Origin of the sequence: Lysinibacillus sp. 38-6, from assembly GCF_046245175.1 — a bacterium.
Lineage (GTDB): Bacteria > Bacillota > Bacilli > Bacillales_A > Planococcaceae > Lysinibacillus.
This window is the reverse complement of record NZ_CP176417.1, coordinates 3629205-3656143: the sequence shown is the minus strand read 5'-3', so window position 1 is coordinate 3656143 and position 26939 is coordinate 3629205. Positions and strand designations below refer to the sequence as shown.

Genomic DNA, 26939 nt, shown 5'->3' with positions numbered 1-26939 from the left:
TGATGTTTTACCGGCGATTCATCTACTTTTACCAGCGATTCCAGTGCCCCGAAGCATAGCAAGGACACAACACACGATTGATGTCCTTGCACCACAGAAATTTAAGTGGATTTTTAAGTTATCTTACATTTTCCACGCGCTTTCCATTAACGAAAAATGATAATACAAGGCCAACAAGGGCAATGGCTGCTATAAAGAAGAAAGCGTACTTTGTTCCTTGTGCCAGTAATTCAAATGACGAAGCATTGTGAACTTGCTCCATATATTTGCTTTGCCCACTAACCATTAATGTTATGGCCAACGCTGTTCCTGTTCCCCCTGCAATTTGTTGTAAAGTACTCATAACAGCGGCACCATCAGCGTATAATTCACGTGGCAACTGATTTAAACCATTTGTTTGAGCAGGCATAATAATCATTGAAATGCCAATAAAGAAGATGGCATTCGCTACAATAATTTGCCAAACAGGTGTATGGGCGGAAATCGTGAAAATAAAAAAGATGCTGGCAACGAAAGTGAATAGAAAACCGAGTGGTAAAAATTTCTTTGCGCCAAATTGATCAAACAGCTTGCCTACGACCGGTGATAAAGCCGCATTCATCGCACTTCCTGGCAAAAGAATAAGACCAGCAACCGTAGCACTAAATAGTAAAGAGCCTTTTAAATACATCGGCAATAGTATAGCTGTTGATAAAATTAATAGCATCCCACTAAACAACAACACAGTCCCTAACGTAAACATAGGATATTTAAACGTTCGTAAATTAATCATCGGTTGCTCCATTTTAAATTGGCGAATGACGAATAAAACAATAGCCACTATTCCAACAATAAACGGGATATATACATCTGCTGAAGCAAAAGATTTTTCTGAAACAGTACTTAAACTGTAAATAAAGCCACCAAATCCAAGCGTTGATAAAATAATGGATACCACATCAATCACTGGTTTCGTAATCGTCGATACATTATCGATTTGTTTTAGTCCAGCTATTACTAACCCTGCATAAAAGACAAGGCTAATCCAGAAAATATAAGACCAATCCAATGAGTCCACAATTAACCCAGCTAAAGTTGGCCCAATTGCAGGCGCTGTCGTAATAACTAGCCCCATTAAGCCCATGACTGCTCCACGTTTATGAATCGGGAATATTAATAAAATAACATTCATCATCAGCGGTAAAATAATACCTGTTCCGAATGCTTGAATAATACGACCTAGCAGTAAAATCGGGAAGCTTGGTGCTAACGCTGCTAAAATCGTTCCTACAATTGAAAAGATTAATGATCCAACAACTAACTGTTTTGTTGAAAACCATTGAATAAGAAGTGATGAAACCGGTACTAAAATACCAATTGTTAATAAATAGCCTGTAGTAAGCCACTGTGCTGTTGCAGCTGTCACTGTAAAATCAGCCATAATATTTGTCAGTGCCATATTTAAAGCTGTTTCACTAAACAACCCGATAAAAGCCGCAAACATCAGGACAAAAGCCATACTTTTAGGTTTGCGTACGGGCACAACTTGCATTGATGGAGCCATAAAATACTTCCTTTCTTTCTCTGAAATTAATTAGACCGGTCTATATAATAAGCATAAAAATGATGCCCCTTTTACTGCGTAAGTAACAAAGGGATCATTTTATTAATATGAATTAAAGGCTCATCCGATTTTTTTGTTATACAAAGCGTAATGGCACCTTCAATTAAGGCACTGATGGTTTTACTAATTAAGAAAGCTCTTTCTTCGTTAAATCCACTACTTCTTAATTTCTCATAATAAAGATTTCCCCATATGTCAAAGGTCTCTTCACAAGCCTGTCGTAAATTCTCATTGACAAATGCTGTTTCCATGGCGAGTAATCCCATTGGAACGTTTTTTAAATTTGATATTGGTTCTATGTCATGAAAAATCTCCGAAATACTTTCTATATGATATTGGAAGGCCTTTACTGGATCTTCGAATGCTGCTAAATTTTGCTCAATTTCTGCCGCAATTCTTGTTGCTGATAAATGGATCGCTTCAACAGCTAATTGTTCCTTACCATTAGGAAAATGATAATATAAAGAACCCTTTGGCGCTCCACTCTCTTGGATAATTTGACTTAAGCCTGTAGCATGGTAGCCTTTCAAATGAAATAGCTCCGTTGCAGCTTCTAAGATTTTCTCTCGAGATGATTTTTTACTAGACATAGGATATACCTCCCTCAAAAATTATAACGAACGGTCTACATAATAATAAAAGTCTTTTGGTATGTTGTCAATTGTAATATTGAACAATAAATTATGTTACTTCCAATATAAATGTGTAGGAGACCTTCCCGTTTGACCAACGTTATAAGTTAAAAGAAGTGATTGCTCTTATTGAACAATCACTTTTTTGTGGACGGGAAATTTGGAGGAATAAATTAATTCTTCCGATTTAGAATAGCAGCTAATGTTCACTGGCAAATAGATTGGTCCATGTGCTTTTTTAAGAAAAAAACGCAGACCATCCGACTTTATAATTTGGGCATTTTCAAAAATACCTTTCTGCGTCTCTACCGTTATTTTAACGATTTCAGGGTCTATAATAACTCCAAAATAATAACTTACATTCTCTTTACTCTTTCCAGATGCACTCCACGTAATTTGATCGTCTTCTAATGGAGGGTAATACGTTGAGGATAGCGTGCCTTTCTCACTTAACTTCCATGTACCAAGCCAATTTTGTTTTAGCTTTGCAATTATTACCGATTGGCTATTTCGAAATATCGTTTGCCATTGCTCGTCAGTTTCTCTAATAAGATAAACTTCCTTCGCAGAATCAGACCAATTTTTCGTTATATTCATTACATCCTTTTCAGTTGGTTGTTGAAGATGCTTGTAGGTTATGAGTAGTGTGCATAGCATTGCTGTTAGAACAATCCCCAACACAACTTTTTTAGTCAATCCCCGCCCCCCTTACCAAACCATTTATTTACATATATTAACTTATTCAACAACCCTTAAACAATTACCTTCTATTAAAAGTTTGCAGCACACCCTCTAATCAATTTTAATTGTCTGTTTATTAGGTTTGTGGTATAAAAAAACTGAAAATAGACCAGAGCAGGAGGCGATTATCATCAAATTAAGACAACAATATACTTGTCCGTTGGAGCTAGTTCAAGACATGATTAAAGGCAAATGGAAATGTATTATAATTTGGCGATTGCGACTCGGTCCGACATCTCCATCAAAATTAAGACGTGACATTAAAGGCATAACTGAAAAAATGCTGTTACAACAATTAAAAGAGCTAATGGATTTTCAGTTAATAACGAAGGAAGAATACCTTTCCACATACCCGCTTCGAGTAGAATATCGTTTAAGTCCAAAGGGACAAGAAGTTTTAAAGTCTTTAGAGATTTTACAACGATTAGGGATTCAATATATTGAGGAAAATGAAATAGTAGGACTTCAACAAATATAGTACCCTTACAAAAAAGTGGGTAATTGTCGACTATTTTTTCTCCATGTTATCATGACCTCAACAACAAGAGATGGAGGTTTTAATCATGAAGAAAAATATAATTTTAGTCCTATCAAGTATGTTATTACTAGCTATCGGGGTTTTAGCTGGATGCAGTAGCAAAGATGAAAATACTTTTGTCGTAACAAGTTCAGGAATCGTAGATGGCGTTATTCAAGATCAATACGGGCAATTAGGGGATTCATTTAACGAGAATGGTATGCCTACTTATTCATTGCCTTTAAAGTTTGAAAATGCCCCAAAAGAAACGGTGTCCTATGCATTAGTGATTGAGGATAAAGACGCTTTTCCTATTAGTCAAGGATTCTCTTGGATTCATTGGACAGCAGCCAATATTCAAAAAGATGAGTTAAAAGAAAATGAAAGCCAAACAGCGACTGATTTTGTCCAAGGTGTCAATAGTTGGATGAGTCCTCAAGGAGGCAGTCAAAGTCCTGAGCTCTCTAGCTTTTACGGCGGGATGGCTCCACCTGATAAACCACATACTTACGAAATTCACGTCTACGCATTAGATTCTACGCTCGATTTAAAAAATGGCTTTTTGATGAATGAACTGTATCACGCAATGGATGGCCATATACTTGCTGAATATACTTTAAAAGGCACTTATCCGAATAAATAATAAGTATTCAATCCTTTTAAAGTTATAGCAAAGTAATTTTATAAAAAAAACAAGTCCAGGACTGCTCGTTTTCGAGAGTCTCTGGACTTTTTTGTTTGCTCCTAGTAACATTGGAATAAGAACAATTTCTTTTAGTTTTTTCATGAAATCATTGAAATTTTAGCCAGCCATTAGCAACAATTTAGACAAAAAGAGCTTGGCTAATCATTTTTTTGTTTTCTTTACTGAATGAATATAGGATATACTTTTATAGTCCTGTTATTGGCACGTAAAAATAGAAAGTTAAATTGAGAAAGTTTTATTGGAGGTTTATTATGAATTACAGAATCATTAACAAACAAGTATTTGAACAAGCACAGCTACGTTCCGTTTCAGATGTACCATTTACTGAAGAAGAACTGCAAAACGGTATGAAAATTGCGGTCTCTAAAGCAGACGAAACGTTAGCTTTGTATTTACTAGATATCGAAGGTCATAGAAAATTTGAAGTTCGTTGGGATGATTCATCAGAAATTTTCAACGGTTGGTATTCAGCTTGGGATAATTTCTCTTGGTGCCTAGATGTAGTAAGCAAATAAATAGAACTTGATGAAATAATATCAACTAGAAACGAACATCCTTTTGTTTTTGGTTGATATTATTTTATTTATATAATGTTTTAGCTCACATAAAGGAGTGATATGATGAAATTTTTCAAAAAGATTACATTTATCCATCCTATAAGAAAGTACATACATTTCATACTAATCATTTTCATGTTTTCTCTTGTCATTCCCGCTGGATTCAATCCACTATTTTTAAATTTAATAATGATCCTTTTTGGACTTGTCATATTAAATCGTGGTTTTGATTACAAAGGAACGGACAATAAGGCTTTTTACAAATGTTTGTATATGGGCATAGCAATGTGTTTATTATTTATTGTTTTATTTATTGTCCAATTTATAAGAAATGGATAACATACGTTATGTATACCTCTCACTTTCGGGTAGACAGCAATGCACGGAAGATGATTTTCTGTCATTCGTTAGAAAAAATAATTTAACACCCTTTCTCCTTGTATAATTCATACGCAATTTGAACATATATGGAGTAACAAGGGAGGGAATCAACATGAAAAAACTACTTTATCTTTTAATACTATTCACATTATTACTATCAGCCTGTGGAAAAAATGCTGAGCCGAAGGAAGTAGCAGTCGATCAAGACACATCTGTTCAAGATATCGTGGGAGCAATCGTGAAAAATAAATTTACAGTAGAAGAAACGAAAGGTATTGTGACAATATCCATTCAAGATACAGATGTTCGAGAAGGGTCGAAAAATCAGATGCTGAAAGATTCGGGCAGAATCTTTGCGGAGCTTTCGAAATTAAAAAGCGTAAAAACACCTTCGATTATTTGGTTTGCCCCATTAACAGGTGCCAATAACAATGAAGAAATGACAGAAGTATTAAGTGTCTATTTTAACGAAGAAGACTTTAGAACCGTCAATTGGGCTGATTACGCTCAATTAAACATTGAATCCATCGCGACTGAATATAAAGAAAACCCAGCTTTAGGTGATTAATCAATTTTTCTATGTAAAATGAAGAATATCCGCAATCTTTTCAGGCGAGGACTCCTACCGTAGCGGATTATAACGGTCACAGCAAAAGTGTTAGATTGATGATTATCAATCTAACACTTTTCTCTTTTGCCCTTGCCTCTCCTCTATTCTCTATGTAAGCATTTCCTTCATATAAAAGTGACAGTGACACATGTTACGCAAATATTTTTTATATGCCCACCGTATTCATTAAAACAATACGCCAACCATCTGGATCTTCAATCGTCACACCTTTTTCAGCCCAATAAAGGTTTTCCGGCGCTACTGCTGGATACCCCATTTGCTCCAATCGTTGCACAACGCGTTGAATTGCTTCAAGGTTAGGCATATAAAGAACAAGAAGATTATCCTTTGTCGGTGCAGGACAAGGGCTGCCATCCATATGCTCAGTAAATTCTAAATGATAATGGGCATTTGGCAAACCAATCATAATACCATCGTAGCCACGATGCCCTTTAAAAGAACCTATCTTTTCTAGGCCTAGTCCTTCGCAATAAAATCGCTCTATTGCTGTTAATTGATTAGTCGGTCTTGCAATACGGACCTGTACGACTTCTTTTGCCCATTGTTCTTTCATCATCATCTCTCCTTTTAAGAAGATTATATAATGGAAAAACTTGAGGGTAGAACGGTCAATAGTCTGAATTCTATTGCGCGATACATATACAATCAGCTTGTTGTATTGGTTGTTCCTTTGTTAAATAATAATCCTCTGCAATCCAATATCTTTTTTCATACTTCTTCAATATGGCGGATATATCCCCTATATACGTATCTCTCTTTAACACTCTTTCTTTCCTTATCTCTAAAGGGCATTCTAAAAATATCGTATAGTCATAAAACGTCCGCCAGTCCTTGCGCTGAAGAAAGACTCCTTCTATTAAAAGAATACTATTTGTTGCAAATACTTTATTAATATTTACCACAGAATTCGTAGCTCGATTATAAAAAGGTAATGTTAATTCTTGCGCATTGCCATGTACTTTTTCGAGAAAATTTTTAATGCATGCAATATCCCATTGCAAATAATAATATTCATACCATTCCTCATAGCCAGTATTGTAACGCTTTTCACTTTCTACAATATAATCGTCCATATGTAAAACATTAATCATACATACTTTTTTCAACGTATTCGTTAAGTCATGTACAAATGTTGTTTTACCGGCACCCCCTAAGCCGTCAATGGCAACAATAAGCGGTCTTGCTTCTCTATTAGGACTAATAAATCGCTTTACAATCTCGGTTATAACTTGATGTTGCAATACGCGCACACTCCGTTCTCAACTAAATAAAAATAACCAGCTTACTCCGAAAGTAAACTGGTCTCTACTCATTAATGCGGTAAAGCAACATCAAACGAAGCAGCGGTTTTGGCCTTTACTTCCTCCAATGTTACACCTTCTGCTAATTCAATTAGCTGCATGCCCGCATCTGTAAAGTCAAACACAGCTAAATCCGTTATTAATCTGTGCACAACACCTTTGCCCGTTAACGGCAATTCACATTGCTTTTTAATTTTGGGCTCTCCGTTTTTATTAACATGCTCCATTACGACAACAACTCTTTTCGCACCGACAACAAGATCCATAGCGCCGCCCATGCCCTTCACCATCTTCCCAGGAATCATCCAATTGGCAAGATCGCCATTTTCGGACACTTCCATTCCACCTAAAATAGCAAGATCAATATGCCCCCCGCGAATCATCGCAAAGGACTCAGCACTATCAAAAAATGACGCACCTTTCACTGCTGTTACGGTTTCTTTTCCCGCATTAATAAGGTCAGCATCTACTGCATGCTCCTCTGGGTAAGGACCGATGCCAAGAAGGCCATTTTCGGATTGTAACAATACTTCATAATCAGCGGGAATGGCATTAGCAATAAGTGTAGGAATACCGATACCTAAATTCACATTCATACCATTTTGAATTTCTTTTACAGCTCTATTCACAATTTTATCTCTTGTATCTGCCATTACGCTTCCCCCTTTCTTACCGTTAAGCGCTCAATACGTTTTTCATAATTTTCACCGAGTAAGACACGTTGTACAAAAACACCTGGTGTGTGGATATGATCTGGATCTAACTCGCCCACCTCCACAATTTCCTCCACTTCCGCAATGGTAATTTTGCCAGCCATCGCGGCTAACGGATTAAAGTTACGTGACGTTTTTCGGTAAATTAAATTACCAAGCTTGTCTGCTTTCCATGCTTTGACTAGAGCAAAATCTGCGACGATCCCTTGTTCTAAAATATATTCCTTGCCATCAAAAACCTTTACTTCTTTGCCTTCCGCAATTGGCGTACCAACTCCTGTTGCTGTATAAAAACCAGGGATACCTGCTCCGCCAGCTCGCAAACGCTCTGCTAATGTTCCTTGCGGCGCAAGTTCTACTTCTAACTCACCACTTAAAAATTGCTGTTCAAATATTTTATTTTCTCCAACATAGGAAGCAATCATTTTTTTAATTTGTTTATTCGCTAGTAATAATCCTAATCCCCAATTATCCACTCCGCAGTTGTTACTAATTACCGTTAAATCTTTCGTACCATTTTGTTGTAATGCCGCGATAGCCTTTTCAGGAATTCCACATAAACCAAATCCCCCTACCGCTAACGTAGCACCATCCGTAATATCTGCAACGGCTTCCTCAAACGAATTCCACACTTTCCCGTTTTCCATATCGAAACCCCCTAAATTTGCTCGTTTATTAAGAAAAATTCTACAGCATTACTGATTTATAAGTAAAGGAATTAATTGGAATGGTATTTATGCTTATTTCGCATAAGTGTTACGATGCTATGTTTCTTCCGTTCGGATTGTCTTTAATAATTGCTTTAAAGCATACGATTGATATGTATTCTTTTTCGTAATAACGCCGAGACGCCATGGCATATGAAAGTTTTGTAATGGGATAATCTTAACATTTTGATTCGTTTGCTTTGCTGCAATGGAATACGGCAAAAGCGTTACGCCTAAATTGGAGGCTACGAGCTCTACAATTAAATCCCATTGGGAGCTTTTGTAACCGACGATTGGGGTGAAGCCAGCACCTTTACACGATTTAATAACATAATCATGCAATGTAAATTCTTCCGTAAAAATAATAAACACTTCATTTTTTAACTCTTGCAATAATATGGCCTCTTGCTGTGCTAATGGATGTTGTTCATTCATAAAAACAAAAAACTCATCTTCCACAAATGATTGCACGCTAAATTTTCGTTCATCAGAAGGTAGAACGACAATACCCATATCGACTTCTCCACTCTCTACTAATGTGCCGATTAATTTCGCTCCTCGTTCAACTAGCTCTAAATGGACATTTGGATATTGTTGATGAAACTTACGCGCAATTTCAGGAAAAAATAATGTACCAATGAGCGGTGGGATGCCCAATTTAATAGACCCCGTTTTAATGTTCAGCAAATCGTCGAGTAATATATGCAAATCATGGACAGAGCGCATAATTTTTTGGCCTTGTTTATAAACAATCAGCCCCGCATCCGTTAACTCCACATGTCGTGTAGAGCGATTTAATAATTCCACATGGAGATTATCTTCTAATTTTTTTATGCTCTTACTTAATGAGGGCTGTGATACAAAGGATTCACTTGCCGCTTTTGTAAAACTGCCCTGCTCCACCACTGCCATAAATGCCTTTAAATCACGTAATTCCATAGTAGCACCCCTTATTTATTCTTATTTGTTATGAAAAAACTTCTAAAAGCACTATTTAGTTATAAATTCTCTTCCTTTTCTTTTAATCCTTCTACAAAATAACAATAGCTCTAAACGCAAGCACGATAAGGTTTTCTTATTTAGAAAATAATATTATTTAGGAAACGACAGTGCGTATATCCCACCCTCTTATTTCTATTTCATGTTCCAATCATCATCTTTCATGCTAATTTTTTCTTTATTTACTGATTGCTCTATGTAAAATTAAAAATGAGTGTTGCTAGAAATAGAAGGGGGATTATGTAATTGAAAACACTAACGAAAATATCAAATGCTATTATGGAAAAGTATTTACCCGATCCGTACATTTTTGTCACTATTCTCACAGTACTAGTGTTACTTTTAGGAGTTTCCCTAACTGATTCCTCTCCATTGGACATGATTACTTACTGGGGAGATGGTTTCTGGGAGCTACTAGCCTTTACAATGCAAATGGTCGTCGTGTTAGCTGCTGGCCATATTTTAGCGAATAGCCCTGTCTTTAAAAAAGGGCTAACTGCTGCTGCGAGTAAAATTAAAACGCCAAGTATGGCCATTATTATTGTGACCTTTATTTCTTTAGTTGCTTGTTGGATTAACTGGGGATTCGGGCTAGTAATTGGGGCACTTTTTGCCAAGGAAATTGCACGCCAAGTTAAAAAAGTAGACTATCGTTTATTAATCGCAAGTGCTTATTCTGGATTTGTTATTTGGCACGGTGGTTTAGCAGGTTCGGTTCCGTTATCGATTGCAACGGATGGTCATCCATTTGCTAATATTATGGGGGTTATCCCAACAAACGTTACACTTTTCTCGACCTACAATTTATTTATTGTGATTGTGATTGTCTTAACACTGCCATTTTTTAACCGTTGGATGATGCCAAAGGATGAGGATGTAGTGGAAATTGAGCCTTCCTTGTTATTCGAGGAAAAAATAGAACTACCTAAGCCTGAAAAACATTTTGCAAGTCGTTCAGAACGCAGCTATCTACTAACTATTTTAATCGGTCTTATTGGTGTTATTTATTTAATTCATCATTTTATTACAAAAGGCTTTGTCTTAAATTTAAATGTTGTGAATACTATTTTTATTGTGCTCGGTATTATTTTCCACGGCACACCTCAGCGTTTTCTTGCTGCTGCGCAAGATGCCATTAAAACAACAACAGGTATTGTATTTCAATTTCCGTTTTATGCCGGAATTATGGGCATGATGACCGCTTCTGGCTTAGCCGCGGTATTTTCAGAGTGGTTTGTCAACATCTCAAACGACCACACATTCTATTTATTCACATTTTTCTCTGCTGGCCTTGTAAACTTTTTTGTGCCTTCAGGTGGTGGCCAATGGACTGTTCAAGCACCGATTATGTTGGATGCAGCAACTAAATTAGGCGCAGATTATGCTAAAACGGCGATGGCCATTGCATGGGGAGATGCTTGGACAAATATGATTCAACCATTTTGGGCGCTCCCCGCACTCGCAATTGCTGGTTTAAAAGCTAAAGATATTATGGGCTTCTGTTTATTTATCCTACTCTTTACAGGAATCATTATCAGTATTGGATTATACTTCTTCTAAGAAAAATAGCCTTTTAGAACCTCTTTCGAACGAAAATTACGTTCGTAAGGGGTTTTTTGTTTTATATTACAGACTAATCTATGGTAAATTTCTTTGAATGCCGGTATATTTGACTAGTTGCGAGATTTTTGAGAGTTTTATTTCCTATAATAAATAAGAATTTTGTCATAATTTATCGAAGATTGGAGATAGAACAGATGTTAAAGCAATTGCTTGAAAATCGTGCTGTAAATTTAGGATATACTGGCTTTCATCACTATGTTTATGAACTACAAAATTGCGTAGAAGTAATAGGAATTGAAGCGAAGTCGCTCCACATTGAACATAGTCAAATTGCAGCTGCTTATATAGATGGTAATCGTATTTTTATAAAAAGTATGCACTACGGAACAACAATGATGAAGTTAACAGATGGGGTTGATGAGGCAATTGTGCAATTATTTGTTCTACCTTCAGGAGAAATGAGAGTAGAAGTTAAACCCTTTATTGGAAATGCGAATGTTGTGTCTGTTCATTTTCGTACGATTTTGGCAGATACTGCGATCGCCATTGATTTGAAAGGTGCACTAAAAAGATTTCTCCTCGCTAATCAATTGATAACCGATACGGCTAGTATTTTAGAAGTGCACTATCAATCAATGCATCCAAACGTATTAAGGGATTCCTATGCTGGTAATTTTGTATTAGGTTATCACCCTACTGGCGAATCGATTGCAAATGGGGATGAATATGCATTAGCAAATCGCATAGCGAATTTACAGTTTTCAAAAATCGTCATTTTGCAAGACGGTATACATAAAATGATTGCCTTAAAAATGTTACTTTCCTTTGTCATTAGTAATCGTATCTTTGTCAATAATGAATTATCGATGTAACGACAAGCAATCAATATTGCGCTTATCGAGGTATAACCTATTATTCCACTAGCGCTCATTCACATTCTTTCATTATTGCTTACATAACAGGTCTTTTTTTTCTTTGCTCAGCATTGAAGACCTGACATAGGAATTGTCACATTGTTAATTGTTTCGCACTAAATATTAATATAAAAAGGATTTTTTTCATGCTTATTTTTTTGTTCATCTTATGTGTCATCATCATTGGAAGCTTCTTGTTACAACGAATGCTTCATAATAGAAAGAATCGATTAGAAAAGAAGAAGGTTATGGAGGAACGCTTAAAGAAACTTATTTTCACGAATAAACAACCACAACGATAGTATATCCTTACTAGCTTACAACCTTCTTAATGAAGTGATAATTGGTTTTGTACGAGGTAGATAACTAAAAATAGTTAATCTTTATAGGCGAAAATTTGTAAATAAATTGTGCTTTTTATTTCAAATCTTTTTAGTTTAGTGGTAAACTATCTATTGTCAATTAAATGAAGTTATATCGAGTATGATTTAGTGTTTAATGTCAATACTCTGTTTATCACTCATTCTAGGAGGAATTTTATTATGAAACGTGTTGAAAATAAAGTAGCACTTGTTACTGGCGGTGCATCAGGTATCGGTTTATCAGCAGCAACTTTACTAGCTAAAGAAGGAGCTAAAGTTGTTATTGCTGACTACAATCTTGACGGTGCAAAAGAAATTGCTGATGCATTAGTAAAAGAAGGATACGAAGCAGCTGCAGTATTTTTAGATGCTGGTGACGCTGATTCAATCAAAGCAGCAGTAGAATTCACTGTTGAGAAATTCGGTTCTTTAACTGTATTATATAACAACGTAGGTTCAACAAACTTACAAAAAGACTTAGATGTTGTGAACATGGATTTAGAAGAATTTGATCGTCTTGTAAACATCAACTTAAAATCAGTATTACTTGGTAGCCGTTTCGCTATTCCACATATGCAAAAAGCTGGCGGTGGTTCTATCATTAACACTGCTTCTATGGGTGGATTTGCAAGTGACCAAATCCGTACAGCTTACGGTACAACAAAAGCTGGCGTAGTTCACTTAACTAAATATATTGCAACTCAATATGGTAAAGATAAAATCCGTTGTAACGCTATAGCACCTGGTTTAATTTTAACGCCAGCTGCGAAAAACAGTTTACCAAAAGAATTACTAGAAATTTTCACAAAATACAATGCCCTACCATACAATGGTGAAGCAGATGATATCGGTTATGCAGTAGTATTCTTAGCTTCTGATGAATCTAAATTCATGACTGGTCAAACACTTCAAATTGAAGGCGGCCACTACATTGCGAACCCAACAATTGCTGATACAAACCTTTGGGCTTCAAACCAACAAAAATAATACTGTACTCAACATTCGTTGTGCTTGCAGTAAACTAAAAAAGACAGTTGCTTATATGCAACATGTCTCAGACTGTAGATATACTCCAAAGAAATTTGGGTTTATCTACAGTCTTTTTTTATGAATTGTTTGCGTGCCTGGCACTTCACAATATGCTAAATCGGAAAAATCCACTTTGCTTTCCGCGGGCACAGTGTAAGCCGCAACCCTCGCTAGCGCGCGGTCTATTGCGTCTTACAACTTGTGCGTTCCCGCAGGAGTCTATGTGGATTTTTCCTTAGTAATCATAAAATTGTTTGCGTGCCTGGCACCTCTCAAAATGCTAAATCGGAAAAATCCACTTCGCTTTCCGCGGGCACAGTGTAAGCCGCAACCCTCGCTAGCGCGCGGTCTATTGCGTCTTACAACTTGTACGTTCCCGCAGGAGTCTACGTGGATTTTTCTTTAGTAATCATAAAATTGTTTGCGTGCCTGGCACCTCTCAAAATGCTAAATCGGAAAAATCCACTTCGCTTTTCACGGGCACAGTGTAAGCTGCAATTCACCGCCATAAACGGTTAGAAAATTCAGAATTGTTTTCGTGCCTGGCACCTTGATGTTAGTTAGCTTTCTCTAATGCTAATTTAATGCCGAATGCTATTAATACCGTTCCTGTTAAGCCTTCGATTACTGCTTTTGTTATTGGCTTTTTCATAAAAGCACTAATTTTATCTAATAAATACACATAGAAGATAAACCATAATGCCGTTAACGCAGTATAAATCAGACCCATTAGTAGAAATGGCAAAAAGGTGCTGTTTGAGCCATCTACAAATTGCGGTAAAAACGTTAAAAAGAACACGGCTACCTTTGGATTTGTAACGTTTGTGAAGAAGCCTTGTTTAAAGCATGATTGATGCCCATATTTATTGTCAATTTGCATGTCATCATGGACAACTGGCGGCTGTGAGCGAATCGTTTTTAACGTCCATAATGTCTTGATACCTAAATAACATAAATACACTGCACCAACGTATTTTAAAATAGCAAAAAGATAGGCTGATTTTACAATAATTGCAGAAAGGCCGATGACCGCAGCTAAAGTATGAATAAATAATCCACAACATGAGCCGAGTATGGTTTGTAATCCACCCTTTTTATTCACTGTTAATGTATTTTTCGTCGCAATCGCAGTATCGGGGCCAGGCAAAATAATTAATAAAATACACATTAATAAAAACATCGGAATATTCTCCACGCCAATCGCCTCCTTAATATCTGAAAATTATAAAAATAATTTTACCATACGTCATGTTTGAAAAAAAGATAGTAATTTCCATCGCCTTTATCATTGACATATAACCATAAGGTGTTATATATTCATAACACCTTATGGTTATACATTTTTCAAAAAAGGAGCTTATTACAATGCCAGAACAATTACAAAATATCGTTAAAACCGTTACACTTAATGCACCTATTGAAAAGGCTTGGGAAACGGTTACTAATGCCGAAAAGCTTGGCTCTTGGTTTATGCCAAATGATTTTAAACCTGTCGAAGGACATGAATTTACATTACAATCTCCATTTGGTCCTTCGCCATGTAAAGTAGAAAAGGTAGAAGCACCGCATTTTGTACGTTTTTCCTGGGATACAGATGGTTGGTTTGTGACATTTGAGTTAAAGCAAGTTGGCGAACAAACGGAATTCACACTGACGCACGGTGGCTGGAAAGAAGCTTCTCATATTATTCCAAAGGCAAACATGCCTGCGGAAGCTGTTCAAAAAAATATGGACGGCGGTTGGACGATGCTTGTAGGCAAAAAATTAAAAGAGGTTGTAGAAGCATAATGACACAGCTCGCGGAAAAGTATGATGTTTTCCAAGCAATTGCTGATCCAACAAGACGTCACGTATTACAACTACTAGCAGCAAGCGATAAACCTATTGCTGTTATTTCAGCGCATTTTACAATTAGCCGCACAGCTGTCGTCAAACATTTACACATATTAGAGCAAGCCAAGCTTGTATCTGCCCAAAAAAAAGGCCGAGAAAAAATATATACGTTACACATCGATCGCTTAAAAGAAATTGAAGATTGGTTACAATACTTTCATTTATTTTGGGATAATAAGCTGGCGCAATTACAAAATATTGTTGAAAACGACTAAACTGTCTTTAAGAACATAAGCCGCAACGATTTGCACTAGCAATCGTTGCGGCTTACTCATTATTATCTCATGTAAAATAATCCACCATTAACAATTTCAATCTTAATTTTGGCATCATACTGTTCTTGTAAAGCTAATTTTTCCACTTCGTAACATTCCGGTTTTTCTTCCACATCTTCATAAAAATAGTCTAATACGCGTTGAGCTCGTTGCCATCTCTTTTTCGCTTGTTCAGCCCATGTATGGTCGTCCTGTTGAATAATGGCATCTATCGCTTCATCCAATCGTTGAAGTGCTCGTACAGGTTTAATGATATATTGTACATAAAATGCATCTTCCGACTGCGTAACATCCCACTCCATTTTATTAATCGTTTCATGGAAATGATCGTTTATCGTACCCGTCAGTAGGTTAATGCCAAAAGAGTACAGCATTTCTTTCGTTCGATCGCAGCAATACGACACTTTATAGTTTACGCCAAGCCAAGGGGTCAGCATCATTTGCCCTGTCCCGGCATCCACTTTTTGAAACATTTGAACAAAGGCACCTAGTTCTCTCGTTGCTTGAAACAATTGATTGAGCCGCGGCGATCCAAAATGCACAACTTCTCCAAGAATTTTGCCTGCCAATGCATTTTGATCTGTAATAAATGTCACTTGTGCAGGGTTCGGTTCACCATTCGTAGCCTCTACGTATTGCCAGTAAAAAGGACGATTCATAATTCTTTTATCCATTGCAATTGTTAATTGTACTGTTAAGTAATGCTCATCCTCGTATACCATATTACATTCATTTTCTAAAAAAAATTGTCGTAAATAATTGTGAACCTGTTGTGGATACATGCCCCTCTCCCCTTACAATATCATGGCGCCTTGGCGTAATTGCCATCCCGCTTGACTTCGAGACTAGCTACATAAGCAGCTCTTTACTGTGGTGACATCCGCCAGTGCCTGCTTCTTTTTTTGGGAGCAGAGAACTTAAACAAGTTAAACGGATTTTTTGAAATTCGTTAAAATCGCATCTAAGTCTCCTACTACCTTTTCAAAAACATCAATTTTTGTGTGCAGCAATGCCAAAATATCTTTTTCAATTGTGTCTTCTACTGCAAGATTATAAATATGGACATCATGTTCTTGTCCTAAACGGTGAACACGGCCTATGCGTTGTTCCAGCTTCATTGGGTTCCAAGGCAAATCGTAGTTAATGACATGGTGGCAAAATTGTAAGTTAATCCCTTCTCCACCTGCTTCAGTGGCAATCAGTACTTGCGCGTTTTCTTTAAAGACATGCTTCATGTAATCACGCTTATTTTTATTGAACTTACCATTAAACAGCACACTCGTAATACCATGTGAATGTAGATACCACTGTAAATAAATTTGCGTTGCACGATATTCTGTAAAAATAATGACTTTATCTTTAGCCTGTTCGATAATTTCTAGCGTCTTCACTGCCTTAGAATTCACTTCTAATGCCATCACCTTTGCAAGAATGGCTTCTAGTTCTTCCCGTTCTTCACTATTTTCAAGCATTTTGGACAATGTTAATGCAGTTGCTTCTTTGCTACTGCACATTTCTTTTTGCAACGTAATTAATGAGAATGAAGCTGTTGCTGTAAGGGAACCAAGTAATTGGTAGACTTCCATTTCTTCCGAGCTAAATTGAATGGGCACAATTTGAACTCGGCGCTTTGTCCACTCAACGCCTGTATCTTCCCTTCGATTCCGTACCATCACCTGATTGACTAGTTCCTTTAAATAATCATCGTGCTGTAAGTCATGCTTACTTGCAGAAAAGGCAGATTGGAATGTTTCATAATTTCCGAGGTGTCCAGGTTTAAGCAAGGAAATTAAATAATAAAGCTCGAAAACATCGTTTTGAATGGGTGTTGCCGTTAATAATAAGCAAAACTTCTTTTTCAATCCTTGTACAAATTCATAAATTTGGGTTTTATGATTTTTTAACTTATGCGCCTCGTCAATAATAATCATGTCAAAATCTTGCGCATAAATAAGTTCTTTATGTGGGCTTTTTTTTGCTGTATCCATGCTCATAATAACAATATCGTAACGCTCAATTGGGCAATTTTTTTTATAAGCGATTGCAGGAATGTGAAATTTTTGATTTAATTCTTCCATCCATTGATTTATAAGCGATGCCGGCGCTAAAATGAGTGCCTTTTTTACGAGCCCTCGGATCAAATATTCCTTTAATATTAAGCCTGCTTCAATCGTTTTACCAAGCCCAACCTCATCTGCTAGTATCGCTTTACCATTCATTTGTTCTATAACGGTTTGAGCTGCTTCTAGCTGATGGGCAAGTGGTGTGAGCTTCGGTAAAAATTTAGGTGCTTGTAAACCAGTAAATTCCGGAATTAAATTCATTTTCACAATTTCATAGTTCATGTTATACAAAGTCCAACTATGCCATTTTTCTAGATTTTCTAGCCTGCTCATGAATCCTTCTTGCCAATCGGACGACCTCTCCACAATCATGATCATCACCTCATGCTATTATTTCTAAATTAGGTTGTCCAAAAAAGAAAAAGCTATGTTAGATTTTGCTCATGAAAAAATATACATATTTTAAGTGACATGCACATGACTTGTTCAAATAATTTAATTCGAGAAATAATTTTGGGACATTGATTAAGATTTAACTAAAGAGGATTTAATGATTAAAACGAAGCATAATAATATCCAAGCTATATAGGATGATAGAAGACGTTAGTTTTTATAAAAGATTTTCGCATAGTATTGAATTATAAAAAGAGAAGGCTTTTATGCCTTCTCCTTCTACTATTCACGTTACTTCACATATGCGACAGCTCTTACTGGCGATGCAGTTGAGTTTTTCAATTTAAGCGGCAGTGCCATAAAAGTAAAACGGTCATTTAAAGGTAACTGTTCAAGGTTAACTAGGTTTTCTACTATATAAATAGGAACACTTAGCAGCTTTAAATGTACTTCACGTTTCATATTGTCATGAACATCTATATTTGCTAAATCAAGACCGATGCATTTAACTTTCTTATCAAATAACCAATCACCTGCACAAGTTGCAAATGCATACTCTTCAAAAAAGTCTCCTTGTCCCCACTTTGCAGTGCGTGTTCTTACTAACACAATATCACCTTGCTGAACAGTAATTCCTTGTCTTTGCTCAGCCTGTGAAAGCATCTCTGCTGTAACAGGTTCAAATGGATCTTTGAAAGAGGAAACATCAAGTAAGACAGCATCTCCATATGTCTTTGTTAAATCCATTTCAGCAGTAGATTCCCCACCTCTTATAAAGTGAAGAGGTGCATCAATATGTGTTCCACTATGATCAGACATACGTAAAAAGCGAGATTCAAATCCTTCACATGGAGCTACGTAGCGATGACCAGAATTATCAAAAGTGGATTCTTCTTTTATCGCAATCGGTGGATGTGATGTGTAAGAAACTAAACCATCATATATTTCTAATGTTAAATCAATAATTTTCATTTAAATTTCCTCCTTAAACTGAATCACAACTTTGCCATTTACTTTATTAAGGGCACTTTCAAAACCATCAAGACTATCTTTAAATGGAACAGTGTGTGCGATTAACTTATTAAATGGATAGTTTGCATCCGCAGCCATTTGTAAAACCGCTTCATAATTAGCTTGTGTAATGCCGTAACTGCCTTTTATCATTATTTCACCACGTACAATTTGATCCATTGGCACAGCAAACTCAGCAGAATTAATGCCGACTAATACAAGCTGTCCACCACGTTTAAGTAAACGAAGTGCCTCTTTCGGAATAGCTGGATGACCAGAGCAGTCAATGATAGCATCATAGCCTGCAAAATTATCGTGAATCAGCTCCTCCGTAGAAACAAATGTTGCATGTACTCCGATCTCTTTTGCTAAATGCAAACGATTTTCATCTTGTGGAACTCCCAGCATATGTGTTTCTTGATTACCCGCTCCTACTAATATAGCTGCTACCCCTAATCCTATCGGTCCAGGTCCAATTACTAAAATCGCCTTGTTCTTATAATCAGGTACTTTTAAAACGGCTGTATAACTAACTGCTAGTGCTTCCGAAATAGCTGCTACTTCATCACTTACTGCATCGTCAATGACAATAATATTATTTACATCGACTACCATATACTGTGCCATGCCACCAGCCTCACGGAATCCATATCGCAGTGCCTCCGTCGGTGTTTTGATTAATTTATAGTCATTAAAATCACAGCAATTCGTTTCACCACGTTGACAATAATCACATACCCCACAGCTTTTATATGGATTAATGACCACTCTCTTATTCAAAAGGTATTTATCACCAGAATTCCCCGTAGCTATTACTGTTCCCGTTACTTCATGCCCTAGCACAAGGGGGTAAGTGACCCAGTCATAGCCACCATGCCCGTCATACATATGCAAATCACTTCCACAAATCCCAACGGCACTTACTTTCAATAAACATTCATTACTATTTAATTCAGGAACAGAATAAGTTTTAAATAGAACATCCTTTTTCTTTGCTGAACACTTTACTAATGCTGTATATTCCATCACCAATTCGACTCCTATTCTCATTTCATATTTACTGCTTTTATTGGATCGCTACTGAACTAATTTAATAATATCTATTAGGATCTTTTCTTTTTCGGCTAAATATTGTTGTTTATCGATAGATGTCCAATCATAGAAGCCCTGATTGGTTTTCATACCATATTGTTTGGCTTCTATTTTTGAATGATGTATTGCAAGTGGTTTCGTACCATTCTCTAAAGTCGGGTATACATGATCGACAATGGCATAATGTGTATCTAAACCATTAATATCCCGTTGCTCAAGTGGTCCTGTATGAGCTAATCGAACACCAAGGCTCATTTTAGCAATAAAGTCGAGCTCTTCAGCAGTTACAATTCCTTTTTCAACTAAAGACATCGCTTCTCTTGCAAGTGCACTTTGTAGTCTGTTTGCCACAAAACCCTCAATTTCTCGTTTTAACAAAATAGGCTTTTTACACATACTTTGTAAAAATTCCATAGTAGCATTTGCCCGTTCCTGGGCTGTATAAGCGCTAGGTACCACTTCTATTAAAGGGGTAATATGTGCAGGAGAAAAGAAATGCGTCCCGATTAAGCGTTCTTTATGCAACATATTCTCTGCAATATCGCTAATTAAATAACTCGAAGTATTGGTACAAAACGTAACTTCTCTTCCATAAAATGAATCCAGTTGTTCAAATAAAGATTGCTTAGCCTGTAAATTTTCAACAATTGCTTCAAAAACAAATGTTAAATCATCAATTTGTTCTAGTTGCTGTAAAAAAGTAATTTGGTGTAAATCCGATTGCTGCTTCAATTGCTGTAATCGTTCCATATTAGGCTCATATAAATAAACATCCACGTTATATTGCACAAAATATTTCGCGATAGCCGAGCCCATAAAGCCTCCGCCTATTATCAGTACTTTTTGCATTGTTAGTTCTCCTTCGTTAGGCTTTACTTTCTTCATCATTCCATAAAGCTTTGATGCCAACCGCATAAATACATATTACTTTTACTTCATCTAAAATATTGACACTCGCACCGAGTGAAATGGCATTTGTTTTATGAATCAGAATGCCTTTTTTATAGCCATCGCAAACGTTTATAGCATACAGCAATAATTCCTTCAGTAATCTAGATACTGCACCATCTTGTAAAGATGTTGTACGCAAGTTGCTATATGTTAGTAAAGTGTCTGGTGCATAATCTACTAAATATTGAATCCATGTTGGTAATACATCGAACTCTCTTTGATAATAGTCAATACATTCCTGCTGGGAGGAAAATGCAACAACCTCTTTGCCAATTTTAGTGGCCTGTGCGTCACCTGATAGCTGAATTGCATAAGTGATAGCTTCTATTCCAGATAACCAAGTTGGAATACCTCTAGAAATAATAGCTGATGCAATTAGTTCTGCCATTTCTGTGACAGCATTGCCCTCTTCCACTGCTTGCTTTACGAAATAAAGCATTTGTTTTTCCTCACGTCTTGCTGCAAATAATCCTACAAGTAACAATGTTTTTTCTTTTCTTGTTAAAGCCCCTTCTATTAGAAGTGCTTGATACATGCTGGACATTTATATTTCCCCCTCAGGTACTGGCGATTTGACATATGTCGCTGTCCGCTACGGCGGGTGCTTTCCGCGGGTTTACTGGCGATTCACATGCTTCCATCGGCGATTTTCACTGTCTTATCGGTGATTTACGAACTTCTTTCAATGCAAAAAATTCGCTCACTTTCTGTGGAGGAACCGCACCCCTCCCAAATGCTAAAGCATCTGCGGAGGCTCGCTTGGCTCGCTTTCCCACAGAAGTTTAGCGAATTTTTTGCTGAAATCCTATAACCTTAACTCATCATTTTCTAAAGTAAATATGACCAAGCTAACATTGCTATAATGTAAATAACACCTACGAAGAACATAATCATAACTAGGAAGCCCATAATATCTTTTAACTTCAAGCGAGAAAGTGCCAGTGCTGGTAAAATCCAGAATGGTTGTACTAAATCGTTCCAAGCATTCCCTAACATAACGGACATTGACGTTTCTGATAAGGATGCGCCTAATTCTTTTGCTGCCTCAATCATAAATGGACCTTGTACTGTCCAGTGTCCTCCTGCAGATGGTGCAAAGAAGTTAATGAAGAAGGAACTAATTAATCCCCAGAAAGGAAGTGTTTGTTCGTTTGATAGGTCAACGAATATTTTAGCAATAGTGTCCACTAAACCAGAAGCTGCCATGATCGCCATAATCCCCGCGTAGAACGGAAATTGCAGTATAATTCCTGAAATAGTTTTAACCCCATCAGCTAAGTGCTCAACATAACGGGCAGGCGTGCCTAGTAAAATAATTCCTAAGAATAAAATAATAAAGTTTAAAATATTTAAGTTTAATGAATTCCCTTTTGTGAAATAGATTACAATATAAATCAGCCCTAACGCACCAATTGCGTAAGCTAGAATGCGGCTGTTATTTAATTTATTCGCTAATGTATTGTCTTCCAAAAGGTTTAATTTTGCCTTTGGTTGGTCTGCATATAATGCGGGATCAATCTCCACAACATTTTTAGGATCTTTTGGATGCAGCATTGCATTAAATAGCGGTAATGTAATTAATAAAACAATTGTTGTAATAATCATTGGTAAGCTAAAAATTGTTTCTGATAATGTAACTAAACCCATGGCACCTTCTAAGAAGTGACCAGGCGTTGAAATTAAAATCGGAATAGAGGCAGATATACCTAATCCATAGAAAGTGAATCCAGAATAGGCAGCTGCAATAATTAGCGGATAATGGACCCCTTTAACTTTTAACGCTAATTTTTTCGCGATAATCCCACCAATTACTAAACCAAATCCCCAGTTTAAATAACTACCGATACCTCCAACAAGTGTTGCCACAATAATTGCCATTTTTGGTGTATGAACCATACTAGCAATTTTATTTAATAACTTATCTGTTATAGGTGCTGTAGCTAATACATAACCCATTGCAAGAATGACAGCCATTTGTGTTGTAAAGGCTAGTAAATCCCAAAAGCCACCACCCCAGGCAGTTGTTAGATCCATAAAACTAATATCTTCAACTATTAGAGCCAATACAAACGTTAATAATGTAAGTCCAATTGCAAATACAAATGGGTCCGGTAAATATTTTTTCATTACATTTGTGAAAAAATTCGTTAACTTTTCCATACAATTTCCCCCTTGATGTGTTCTCCTAAGTAATTTCTGGAATTAGCTCTTTAACGTGTAAACATGATAAAATAAAATCACAATCTTTACATGTTGGAGGGCATTTTCTTGCAAAAATTAACTAGTATTTTAGTGACCGCTTATGCTAAGGCACCCCAAGGCACGTCTATGTACGAGATGTACAAACATGCCGGCATTGTGTTAGAAATCGATCAACAAAGTCATAAAATTATTGATGCAGAATTTACATTTGTTACTGATCTTGCGCAAGATTTCTTTAAACGAATGTTAATTGGCTTTGATCTTACCGCCAATATTGATGAATTAATTGCTCGTGTAGATGAGCACTATTATGCTCCATCAAGTGGATCAGTCGTAGTAGCTCTAAAGTCTGCGCAAAAAAGATATCTTGAAAAAATTCAAAAAGATAGCTAAGTATTTTCACCGAGTCATGTACTCGGTGTTCACTATGCTTGGCAGTTTTCAACGATAGTTGAAACACCAAGTCCCCCTGCGATACATAATGTTACTAAGCCATAACGCTTGCCTGTTCGTTCAAGCTCATGAATAAGTTTTGTCATTAAAATGGCACCAGTTGCCCCAATAGGATGCCCCATGGCGATCGCACCACCGTTCGGATTTACTCGATCTATATCTAACCCGAGCTCATTAATCACTGCGATAGATTGCGCAGCAAAAGCTTCATTTAACTCAATAATATCAATATCTTGAATCGATAAATTTGCTTGCTTCAAGGCTTTTAATGTCGCTGGAACTGGACCAATCCCCATTATCGATGGATCAACCCCCGCGGCTGCTTGTGCAATGATTTTTACCTTTGGCTTATAGCCTAGTTCTAGCGCCTTTTCATTCGACATGATTAGCAATGTAGCTGCACCGTCATTACGCCCACTACTATTGCCCGCTGTTACTGATCCACCTTTACGAAATACAGGTTTTAACGTACTTAACTTCTCTTTACTCGTTAAAAATGGATGCTCATCTTTTCTAAAAATTTCTATTGATTTTCGTTTTTTCACTTCGTAAGGTACGATTTGTTTGTCAAAATAACCTTCTTGCATAGCTTTTGCTGTGCGTTCTTGACTGCGATGTGCAAATGCATCTTGCTCTTCACGAGAAATAGAAAATTTTTCGGCTAAATTTTCTGCTGTTTCACCCATCGTTGAAATGCCGTAAACTTCAAACGGTTGTGAGCCTGGTTGGCTTTCTGTATTCGGATCTAACAGGACAGCATTACCAACGCCATATCCATAGCGAGCATTGCGTAAGTAATATGGAGCTGTACTCATGGATTCTGTTCCCCCTGCGATAATAATATCGCTATAGCCAAGAGCAATTTGCTGTGCCGCATTATTAATGGATTGTAGGCCAGAACCACATTGGCGATGTACTGTATAACCAGGTACGGTAATTGGTAGCTCGGCACGTAGAGATGCAAGACGGGCCACATTGGATTGATCCGCACTTTGTTTTGCTTGTCCCAAAATCACTTCATCAACTAGTGTGGGGTCTAGCTGTGTACGATTTAGAAGTTCGCGAATAACTGTCGAACCAAGAATATCCGCTGTCTCATTAATCAATGAACCGCCTAACTTCCCTATAGCTGTTCGAATACCTTCTACAATAACTACTTCTTTCATGCAATATCCCTCCTATTTCAACGCATTGACAAAGCTTGCTTCAGTGCTAGCCTCTACTTGCTGTAATGTAATGCCAGGCATTAATTCAACCAAATGTAACTGTCCACCCACATAGTTAAAAACAGCCAATTCAGTAATAATTGTATCCACGCTACGTGTTGAGGTAATCGGATAAGTACAATTTTTTATAATCTTACTTTTACCATCTTTTGATGTATGCGTCATTGTAACAATGACCTTCTGTGCACCGATTAATAAATCCATTGCACCACCAACACCAATAATATTTTTCCCTGGAACTGCCCAATTGGCGATACGTGCTTGTTCATCCACTTGTAATACACCTAAAATGGCGACATCTACATGCCCTCCTCGAATCATGCCGAATGATTCTGCACTATTAAAAAAGGATGAACCAATTGCTTCTCCAACTGGCATTTTTCCAGCATTCACTACATTCGGATCAATATCCTCCTCATCTACACCTACTACTCCGAGCATGCCGTTTTCTGTATGAAAGTGGACATTGTCATTTTCTACATACTTTGCAACAAGTGTAGGGATACCAATTCCTAGATTAATAATTTGTCCATTTGCAACTTCTTTTGCAGCTCTTTTTGCTATTAGCTCCTGAATTGGATTAGCCATGATCCACAACGCCTTCCTTCGTTAAAATCTTCTGTGCTACAATCACTCGATCAATGAATAAATGTGGCGTAATGATCTCATCACTGCTTAGTTCGCCTGCTGCTACAATTTCATCTACCTCAACAATGACAGTCTTCGCTGCAGTTGCCATAATCGGATTAAAATTCCGTGCAGTTTTGTAATACACTAAATTCCCAAGTCTATCTGCCTTATGTGCACGAATAATTGCGACATCCGCCTTTAATGCTTGCTCAAAAACATATTCTTCACCATTGATTAGTTTTGTTTCTTTCCCTTTCGCCAAATCTGTTCCAACAGACGTTTTCGTATAATAACCACCAATTCCTGCACCACCAGCACGAATCGATTCAGCTAATGTACCTTGGGGTAATAATTCAATTTCGAGTTCGCCTCGTTGAAATGCTTCGCCAACATCTCGATTGCCAGTAAAGTATGAGCCAATTGCTTTCTTTACTTTCTTTTGCTCTAGCAATTTCCCAAGACCCTTCCCTTTTTCTCCTAAGTTATTGCTAATAATGGTTAGATCATTAATCTCTAACTCTACTAGAGCATCTATTAAAGTAAGTGGCCCACCTACTAAGCCAAAGCCACCTACCATTATCGTTTGACCACTTTCAACACAAGATAAAGCCTGTTCTACGGATTCATAAATTTTCATTGTCTTCACTCCATTACTTTTGGATAAGCGCATCACTGATTTCAAACCATGAAGGAATGCCAGCTGTTAATAGGCAAATATAGCCTAACTCTGCCAATTCTGCTTCTTCTACACCTACTTCACGTGATTGTTTAGCCCAATAATCTGTTTCCTCATTTTTCAATACTGTTGTGTAAATGCCTGTCATCAAAATATGCTTCATTTGCGTCGAAACAACATTGCTATCAAGCAACGCCACTTTTAAAGCGTTTTCATCTTTTTCGACAAAAAAGCTTACTAATTTCTCAAAATAGGCCTTACTTTGATTTGTTGAAGCAAACGTACTGTAATAGCGCACAATCTCAATTGCTGAAGCATCATGTGAAATTTTATCAGCAGTCGTATATGTTAGTTCTAAAGCATAGTCAAAGGACTGCAAGCCAATTTGTAAGGCTCTTTCTCCGCCATAGTTAAATGCTATAAGCAAGTACTCTATCAATTCCTCAAGTGTAGCCCCACCATCCATGGCGCCTTTTGTATGGTACACCATGCTACGTGCATAATGTCTTGCAGCATTCATGCCAACTAATAAAATGTCTTTGTCTTTGACGGATAGGACACCTGGTGCCATAGCTGTGCCGCGTAGTGCTGTATAATGGTCTAGCATTGCTGGATTATAATCATGCATTTTTTGCACCCATTCAGGTACAACATCATAAACTTTTTTAAAATACTCTAATCCTGTATTCATCCAACAAATCCCCTTTTTGTTAATTTT

The 26939-nt window shown here is 37.0% G+C and carries 30 protein-coding genes; 10 read left to right on the top strand and 20 right to left on the bottom strand.

Features of this window, described 5'->3' with window-relative positions; all coding sequences use genetic code 11:
• Nucleotides 1-118: 118 nt before the first annotated feature.
• The 3 genes from ACKVEV_RS18640 to ACKVEV_RS18630 form a co-directional block, all read right to left on the bottom strand.
• Complete coding sequence (locus tag ACKVEV_RS18640; protein ID WP_409367703.1) at nucleotides 119-1543, bottom strand: MDR family MFS transporter; 1425 nt, start codon at nucleotides 1541-1543, stop codon at nucleotides 119-121.
• A 71-nt stretch (nucleotides 1544-1614) separates the two neighbouring features.
• Entirely contained in the window at nucleotides 1615-2193 is a 579-nt protein-coding gene (locus ACKVEV_RS18635) for a TetR/AcrR family transcriptional regulator (protein WP_409367702.1), read from the bottom strand.
• A gap of 168 nt (nucleotides 2194-2361) precedes the next feature.
• A complete protein-coding gene (locus tag ACKVEV_RS18630) occupies nucleotides 2362-2931 on the bottom strand; it encodes a hypothetical protein (RefSeq protein WP_409367701.1) in 570 nt (189 codons plus the stop codon).
• Between the two features lie 223 nt (nucleotides 2932-3154).
• On the opposite strand from ACKVEV_RS18630, the gene ACKVEV_RS18625 reads away from it, so the two are divergent.
• From ACKVEV_RS18625 to ACKVEV_RS18610, 4 genes are all read left to right on the top strand, one after another.
• A complete protein-coding gene (locus ACKVEV_RS18625; protein WP_409367700.1) occupies nucleotides 3155-3454 on the top strand; it encodes a winged helix-turn-helix transcriptional regulator in 300 nt (99 codons plus the stop codon).
• Nucleotides 3455-3539: 85 nt separating this feature from the next.
• The gene (locus tag ACKVEV_RS18620; protein ID WP_409367699.1) at nucleotides 3540-4136 is read left to right on the top strand and encodes a YbhB/YbcL family Raf kinase inhibitor-like protein; all 597 of its coding nucleotides are present in this window, start codon (nucleotides 3540-3542) and stop codon (nucleotides 4134-4136) included.
• A 314-nt stretch (nucleotides 4137-4450) separates the two neighbouring features.
• Complete coding sequence (locus tag ACKVEV_RS18615) at nucleotides 4451-4714, top strand: hypothetical protein (protein WP_402927078.1); 264 nt, start codon at nucleotides 4451-4453, stop codon at nucleotides 4712-4714.
• A gap of 535 nt (nucleotides 4715-5249) precedes the next feature.
• The gene (locus ACKVEV_RS18610; RefSeq protein ID WP_409367698.1) at nucleotides 5250-5705 is read left to right on the top strand and encodes a hypothetical protein; all 456 of its coding nucleotides are present in this window, start codon (nucleotides 5250-5252) and stop codon (nucleotides 5703-5705) included.
• Between the two features lie 208 nt (nucleotides 5706-5913).
• Here ACKVEV_RS18610 and ACKVEV_RS18605 read toward each other — a convergent pair whose 3' ends face one another.
• The 5 genes from ACKVEV_RS18605 to ACKVEV_RS18585 all read right to left on the bottom strand — a co-directional run bounded on the left by ACKVEV_RS18605 (nucleotide 5914) and on the right by ACKVEV_RS18585 (nucleotide 9428).
• Nucleotides 5914-6321 (bottom strand): VOC family protein, encoded by a 408-nt coding sequence (locus tag ACKVEV_RS18605; protein ID WP_409370587.1) that lies wholly within the window; start codon nucleotides 6319-6321, stop codon nucleotides 5914-5916.
• Between the two features lie 70 nt (nucleotides 6322-6391).
• Nucleotides 6392-7009: a kinase gene (locus ACKVEV_RS18600; protein ID WP_409367697.1), complete on the bottom strand. Its 618-nt coding sequence runs from the start codon at nucleotides 7007-7009 to the stop codon at nucleotides 6392-6394.
• Between the two features lie 71 nt (nucleotides 7010-7080).
• A complete protein-coding gene (locus ACKVEV_RS18595; protein WP_409367696.1) occupies nucleotides 7081-7722 on the bottom strand; it encodes a 3-oxoacid CoA-transferase subunit B in 642 nt (213 codons plus the stop codon).
• The gene (locus ACKVEV_RS18590; RefSeq protein ID WP_409367695.1) at nucleotides 7722-8429 is read right to left on the bottom strand and encodes a CoA transferase subunit A; all 708 of its coding nucleotides are present in this window, start codon (nucleotides 8427-8429) and stop codon (nucleotides 7722-7724) included. The genes ACKVEV_RS18595 and ACKVEV_RS18590 overlap by 1 nt, the downstream gene beginning before the upstream one ends.
• Before the next feature lie 117 nt (nucleotides 8430-8546).
• The gene (locus tag ACKVEV_RS18585; protein WP_409367694.1) at nucleotides 8547-9428 is read right to left on the bottom strand and encodes a LysR family transcriptional regulator; all 882 of its coding nucleotides are present in this window, start codon (nucleotides 9426-9428) and stop codon (nucleotides 8547-8549) included.
• Nucleotides 9429-9734: 306 nt separating this feature from the next.
• Here ACKVEV_RS18585 and ACKVEV_RS18580 point away from each other — a divergent pair, with 306 nt between their 5' ends.
• The 3 genes from ACKVEV_RS18580 (at nucleotide 9735) to ACKVEV_RS18570 (ending at nucleotide 13314) form a co-directional block, all read left to right on the top strand.
• Nucleotides 9735-11048 (top strand): short-chain fatty acid transporter, encoded by a 1314-nt coding sequence (locus ACKVEV_RS18580; RefSeq protein ID WP_409367693.1) that lies wholly within the window; start codon nucleotides 9735-9737, stop codon nucleotides 11046-11048.
• Between the two features lie 197 nt (nucleotides 11049-11245).
• The gene (locus ACKVEV_RS18575; RefSeq protein ID WP_409367692.1) at nucleotides 11246-11923 is read left to right on the top strand and encodes a hypothetical protein; all 678 of its coding nucleotides are present in this window, start codon (nucleotides 11246-11248) and stop codon (nucleotides 11921-11923) included.
• A 584-nt stretch (nucleotides 11924-12507) separates the two neighbouring features.
• Nucleotides 12508-13314: an SDR family NAD(P)-dependent oxidoreductase gene (locus tag ACKVEV_RS18570; protein WP_409367691.1), complete on the top strand. Its 807-nt coding sequence runs from the start codon at nucleotides 12508-12510 to the stop codon at nucleotides 13312-13314.
• 598 nt (nucleotides 13315-13912) lie between these two features.
• Here the strand turns inward: ACKVEV_RS18570 and ACKVEV_RS18565 are convergent.
• On the bottom strand, nucleotides 13913-14536 hold the full coding sequence (locus tag ACKVEV_RS18565; protein WP_409370586.1) for a LysE family translocator: 624 nt from the start codon (nucleotides 14534-14536) through the stop codon (nucleotides 13913-13915).
• A 185-nt stretch (nucleotides 14537-14721) separates the two neighbouring features.
• On the opposite strand from ACKVEV_RS18565, the gene ACKVEV_RS18560 reads away from it, so the two are divergent.
• Both ACKVEV_RS18560 and ACKVEV_RS18555 read left to right on the top strand, forming a co-directional pair.
• Nucleotides 14722-15144, top strand: coding sequence for an SRPBCC family protein (locus ACKVEV_RS18560; RefSeq protein WP_409367690.1), 423 nt, complete (start codon nucleotides 14722-14724; stop codon nucleotides 15142-15144).
• On the top strand, nucleotides 15144-15464 hold the full coding sequence (locus ACKVEV_RS18555) for an ArsR/SmtB family transcription factor (protein WP_409367689.1): 321 nt from the start codon (nucleotides 15144-15146) through the stop codon (nucleotides 15462-15464). Before ACKVEV_RS18560 ends, ACKVEV_RS18555 begins: the two co-directional genes overlap by 1 nt.
• A 62-nt stretch (nucleotides 15465-15526) precedes the next feature.
• Here the strand turns inward: ACKVEV_RS18555 and ACKVEV_RS18550 are convergent, their stop codons facing one another.
• The 7 genes from ACKVEV_RS18550 to ACKVEV_RS18520 form a co-directional block, all read right to left on the bottom strand.
• On the bottom strand, nucleotides 15527-16306 hold the full coding sequence (locus ACKVEV_RS18550) for a YqhG family protein (protein ID WP_409367688.1): 780 nt from the start codon (nucleotides 16304-16306) through the stop codon (nucleotides 15527-15529).
• A gap of 144 nt (nucleotides 16307-16450) precedes the next feature.
• Complete coding sequence (locus ACKVEV_RS18545; protein WP_409367687.1) at nucleotides 16451-17965, bottom strand: DEAD/DEAH box helicase; 1515 nt, start codon at nucleotides 17963-17965, stop codon at nucleotides 16451-16453.
• 306 nt (nucleotides 17966-18271) lie between these two features.
• Nucleotides 18272-18952: a cyclase family protein gene (locus ACKVEV_RS18540; protein WP_409367686.1), complete on the bottom strand. Its 681-nt coding sequence runs from the start codon at nucleotides 18950-18952 to the stop codon at nucleotides 18272-18274.
• On the bottom strand, nucleotides 18953-20017 hold the full coding sequence (locus ACKVEV_RS18535; protein ID WP_409370585.1) for a zinc-binding dehydrogenase: 1065 nt from the start codon (nucleotides 20015-20017) through the stop codon (nucleotides 18953-18955).
• 51 nt (nucleotides 20018-20068) lie between these two features.
• A complete protein-coding gene (locus ACKVEV_RS18530; RefSeq protein ID WP_409367685.1) occupies nucleotides 20069-20932 on the bottom strand; it encodes a 3-hydroxyacyl-CoA dehydrogenase NAD-binding domain-containing protein in 864 nt (287 codons plus the stop codon).
• Nucleotides 20933-20948: 16 nt separating this feature from the next.
• The gene (locus ACKVEV_RS18525; protein ID WP_409367684.1) at nucleotides 20949-21578 is read right to left on the bottom strand and encodes a carboxymuconolactone decarboxylase family protein; all 630 of its coding nucleotides are present in this window, start codon (nucleotides 21576-21578) and stop codon (nucleotides 20949-20951) included.
• 284 nt (nucleotides 21579-21862) lie between these two features.
• On the bottom strand, nucleotides 21863-23194 hold the full coding sequence (locus ACKVEV_RS18520) for a short-chain fatty acid transporter (RefSeq protein WP_173478791.1): 1332 nt from the start codon (nucleotides 23192-23194) through the stop codon (nucleotides 21863-21865).
• Nucleotides 23195-23302: 108 nt separating this feature from the next.
• Between ACKVEV_RS18520 and ACKVEV_RS18515 the strand changes: the two genes are divergently transcribed.
• The gene (locus ACKVEV_RS18515; protein ID WP_173478792.1) at nucleotides 23303-23629 is read left to right on the top strand and encodes a DUF3870 domain-containing protein; all 327 of its coding nucleotides are present in this window, start codon (nucleotides 23303-23305) and stop codon (nucleotides 23627-23629) included.
• A gap of 32 nt (nucleotides 23630-23661) precedes the next feature.
• On the opposite strand, the gene ACKVEV_RS18510 is transcribed toward ACKVEV_RS18515, so the two are convergent.
• From ACKVEV_RS18510 to ACKVEV_RS18495, 4 genes are read right to left on the bottom strand one after another with little or no spacing between them, the layout of a single operon-like run.
• Complete coding sequence (locus ACKVEV_RS18510; RefSeq protein ID WP_409367683.1) at nucleotides 23662-24855, bottom strand: thiolase family protein; 1194 nt, start codon at nucleotides 24853-24855, stop codon at nucleotides 23662-23664.
• Nucleotides 24856-24867: 12 nt separating this feature from the next.
• Nucleotides 24868-25503 carry a 3-oxoacid CoA-transferase subunit B gene (locus ACKVEV_RS18505; RefSeq protein WP_409367682.1) on the bottom strand — a complete coding sequence of 212 codons (636 nt, stop codon included), beginning with the start codon at nucleotides 25501-25503 and terminating at the stop codon, nucleotides 24868-24870.
• Nucleotides 25496-26182 carry a CoA transferase subunit A gene (locus tag ACKVEV_RS18500; protein ID WP_409367681.1) on the bottom strand — a complete coding sequence of 229 codons (687 nt, stop codon included), beginning with the start codon at nucleotides 26180-26182 and terminating at the stop codon, nucleotides 25496-25498. The genes ACKVEV_RS18505 and ACKVEV_RS18500 overlap by 8 nt, the downstream gene beginning before the upstream one ends.
• 13 nt (nucleotides 26183-26195) lie before the next feature.
• Nucleotides 26196-26912: a carboxymuconolactone decarboxylase family protein gene (locus tag ACKVEV_RS18495; protein ID WP_409367680.1), complete on the bottom strand. Its 717-nt coding sequence runs from the start codon at nucleotides 26910-26912 to the stop codon at nucleotides 26196-26198.
• Nucleotides 26913-26939 lie beyond the last annotated feature (27 nt).

What these genes read in the sequence shown, in the direction of transcription:
- ACKVEV_RS18505 (WP_409367682.1), bottom strand. Translation starts at nt 25,503, where the DNA reads ATGGCTAATCCAATTCAGGAGCTAATAGCAAAAAGAGCTGCAAAAGAA.
- ACKVEV_RS18525 (WP_409367684.1), bottom strand. Translation starts at nt 21,578, where the DNA reads ATGTCCAGCATGTATCAAGCACTTCTAATAGAAGGGGCTTTAACAAGA.
- ACKVEV_RS18565 (WP_409370586.1), bottom strand. Translation starts at nt 14,536, where the DNA reads ATGTTTTTATTAATGTGTATTTTATTAATTATTTTGCCTGGCCCCGAT.
- ACKVEV_RS18510 (WP_409367683.1), bottom strand. Translation starts at nt 24,855, where the DNA reads ATGAAAGAAGTAGTTATTGTAGAAGGTATTCGAACAGCTATAGGGAAG.
- ACKVEV_RS18590 (WP_409367695.1), bottom strand. Translation starts at nt 8,429, where the DNA reads ATGGAAAACGGGAAAGTGTGGAATTCGTTTGAGGAAGCCGTTGCAGAT.
- ACKVEV_RS18495 (WP_409367680.1), bottom strand. Translation starts at nt 26,912, where the DNA reads ATGAATACAGGATTAGAGTATTTTAAAAAAGTTTATGATGTTGTACCT.
- ACKVEV_RS18535 (WP_409370585.1), bottom strand. Translation starts at nt 20,017, where the DNA reads ATGGAATATACAGCATTAGTAAAGTGTTCAGCAAAGAAAAAGGATGTT.
- ACKVEV_RS18540 (WP_409367686.1), bottom strand. Translation starts at nt 18,952, where the DNA reads ATGAAAATTATTGATTTAACATTAGAAATATATGATGGTTTAGTTTCT.
- ACKVEV_RS18595 (WP_409367696.1), bottom strand. Translation starts at nt 7,722, where the DNA reads ATGGCAGATACAAGAGATAAAATTGTGAATAGAGCTGTAAAAGAAATT.
- ACKVEV_RS18560 (WP_409367690.1), top strand. Translation starts at nt 14,722, where the DNA reads ATGCCAGAACAATTACAAAATATCGTTAAAACCGTTACACTTAATGCA.
- ACKVEV_RS18615 (WP_402927078.1), top strand. Translation starts at nt 4,451, where the DNA reads ATGAATTACAGAATCATTAACAAACAAGTATTTGAACAAGCACAGCTA.
- ACKVEV_RS18625 (WP_409367700.1), top strand. Translation starts at nt 3,155, where the DNA reads ATGATTAAAGGCAAATGGAAATGTATTATAATTTGGCGATTGCGACTC.
- ACKVEV_RS18545 (WP_409367687.1), bottom strand. Translation starts at nt 17,965, where the DNA reads ATGATCATGATTGTGGAGAGGTCGTCCGATTGGCAAGAAGGATTCATG.
- ACKVEV_RS18555 (WP_409367689.1), top strand. Translation starts at nt 15,144, where the DNA reads ATGACACAGCTCGCGGAAAAGTATGATGTTTTCCAAGCAATTGCTGAT.
- ACKVEV_RS18530 (WP_409367685.1), bottom strand. Translation starts at nt 20,932, where the DNA reads ATGCAAAAAGTACTGATAATAGGCGGAGGCTTTATGGGCTCGGCTATC.
- ACKVEV_RS18605 (WP_409370587.1), bottom strand. Translation starts at nt 6,321, where the DNA reads ATGAAAGAACAATGGGCAAAAGAAGTCGTACAGGTCCGTATTGCAAGA.
- ACKVEV_RS18520 (WP_173478791.1), bottom strand. Translation starts at nt 23,194, where the DNA reads ATGGAAAAGTTAACGAATTTTTTCACAAATGTAATGAAAAAATATTTA.
- ACKVEV_RS18550 (WP_409367688.1), bottom strand. Translation starts at nt 16,306, where the DNA reads ATGTATCCACAACAGGTTCACAATTATTTACGACAATTTTTTTTAGAA.
- ACKVEV_RS18610 (WP_409367698.1), top strand. Translation starts at nt 5,250, where the DNA reads ATGAAAAAACTACTTTATCTTTTAATACTATTCACATTATTACTATCA.
- ACKVEV_RS18575 (WP_409367692.1), top strand. Translation starts at nt 11,246, where the DNA reads ATGTTAAAGCAATTGCTTGAAAATCGTGCTGTAAATTTAGGATATACT.
- ACKVEV_RS18640 (WP_409367703.1), bottom strand. Translation starts at nt 1,543, where the DNA reads ATGGCTCCATCAATGCAAGTTGTGCCCGTACGCAAACCTAAAAGTATG.
- ACKVEV_RS18500 (WP_409367681.1), bottom strand. Translation starts at nt 26,182, where the DNA reads ATGAAAATTTATGAATCCGTAGAACAGGCTTTATCTTGTGTTGAAAGT.
- ACKVEV_RS18570 (WP_409367691.1), top strand. Translation starts at nt 12,508, where the DNA reads ATGAAACGTGTTGAAAATAAAGTAGCACTTGTTACTGGCGGTGCATCA.
- ACKVEV_RS18620 (WP_409367699.1), top strand. Translation starts at nt 3,540, where the DNA reads ATGAAGAAAAATATAATTTTAGTCCTATCAAGTATGTTATTACTAGCT.
- ACKVEV_RS18585 (WP_409367694.1), bottom strand. Translation starts at nt 9,428, where the DNA reads ATGGAATTACGTGATTTAAAGGCATTTATGGCAGTGGTGGAGCAGGGC.
- ACKVEV_RS18635 (WP_409367702.1), bottom strand. Translation starts at nt 2,193, where the DNA reads ATGTCTAGTAAAAAATCATCTCGAGAGAAAATCTTAGAAGCTGCAACG.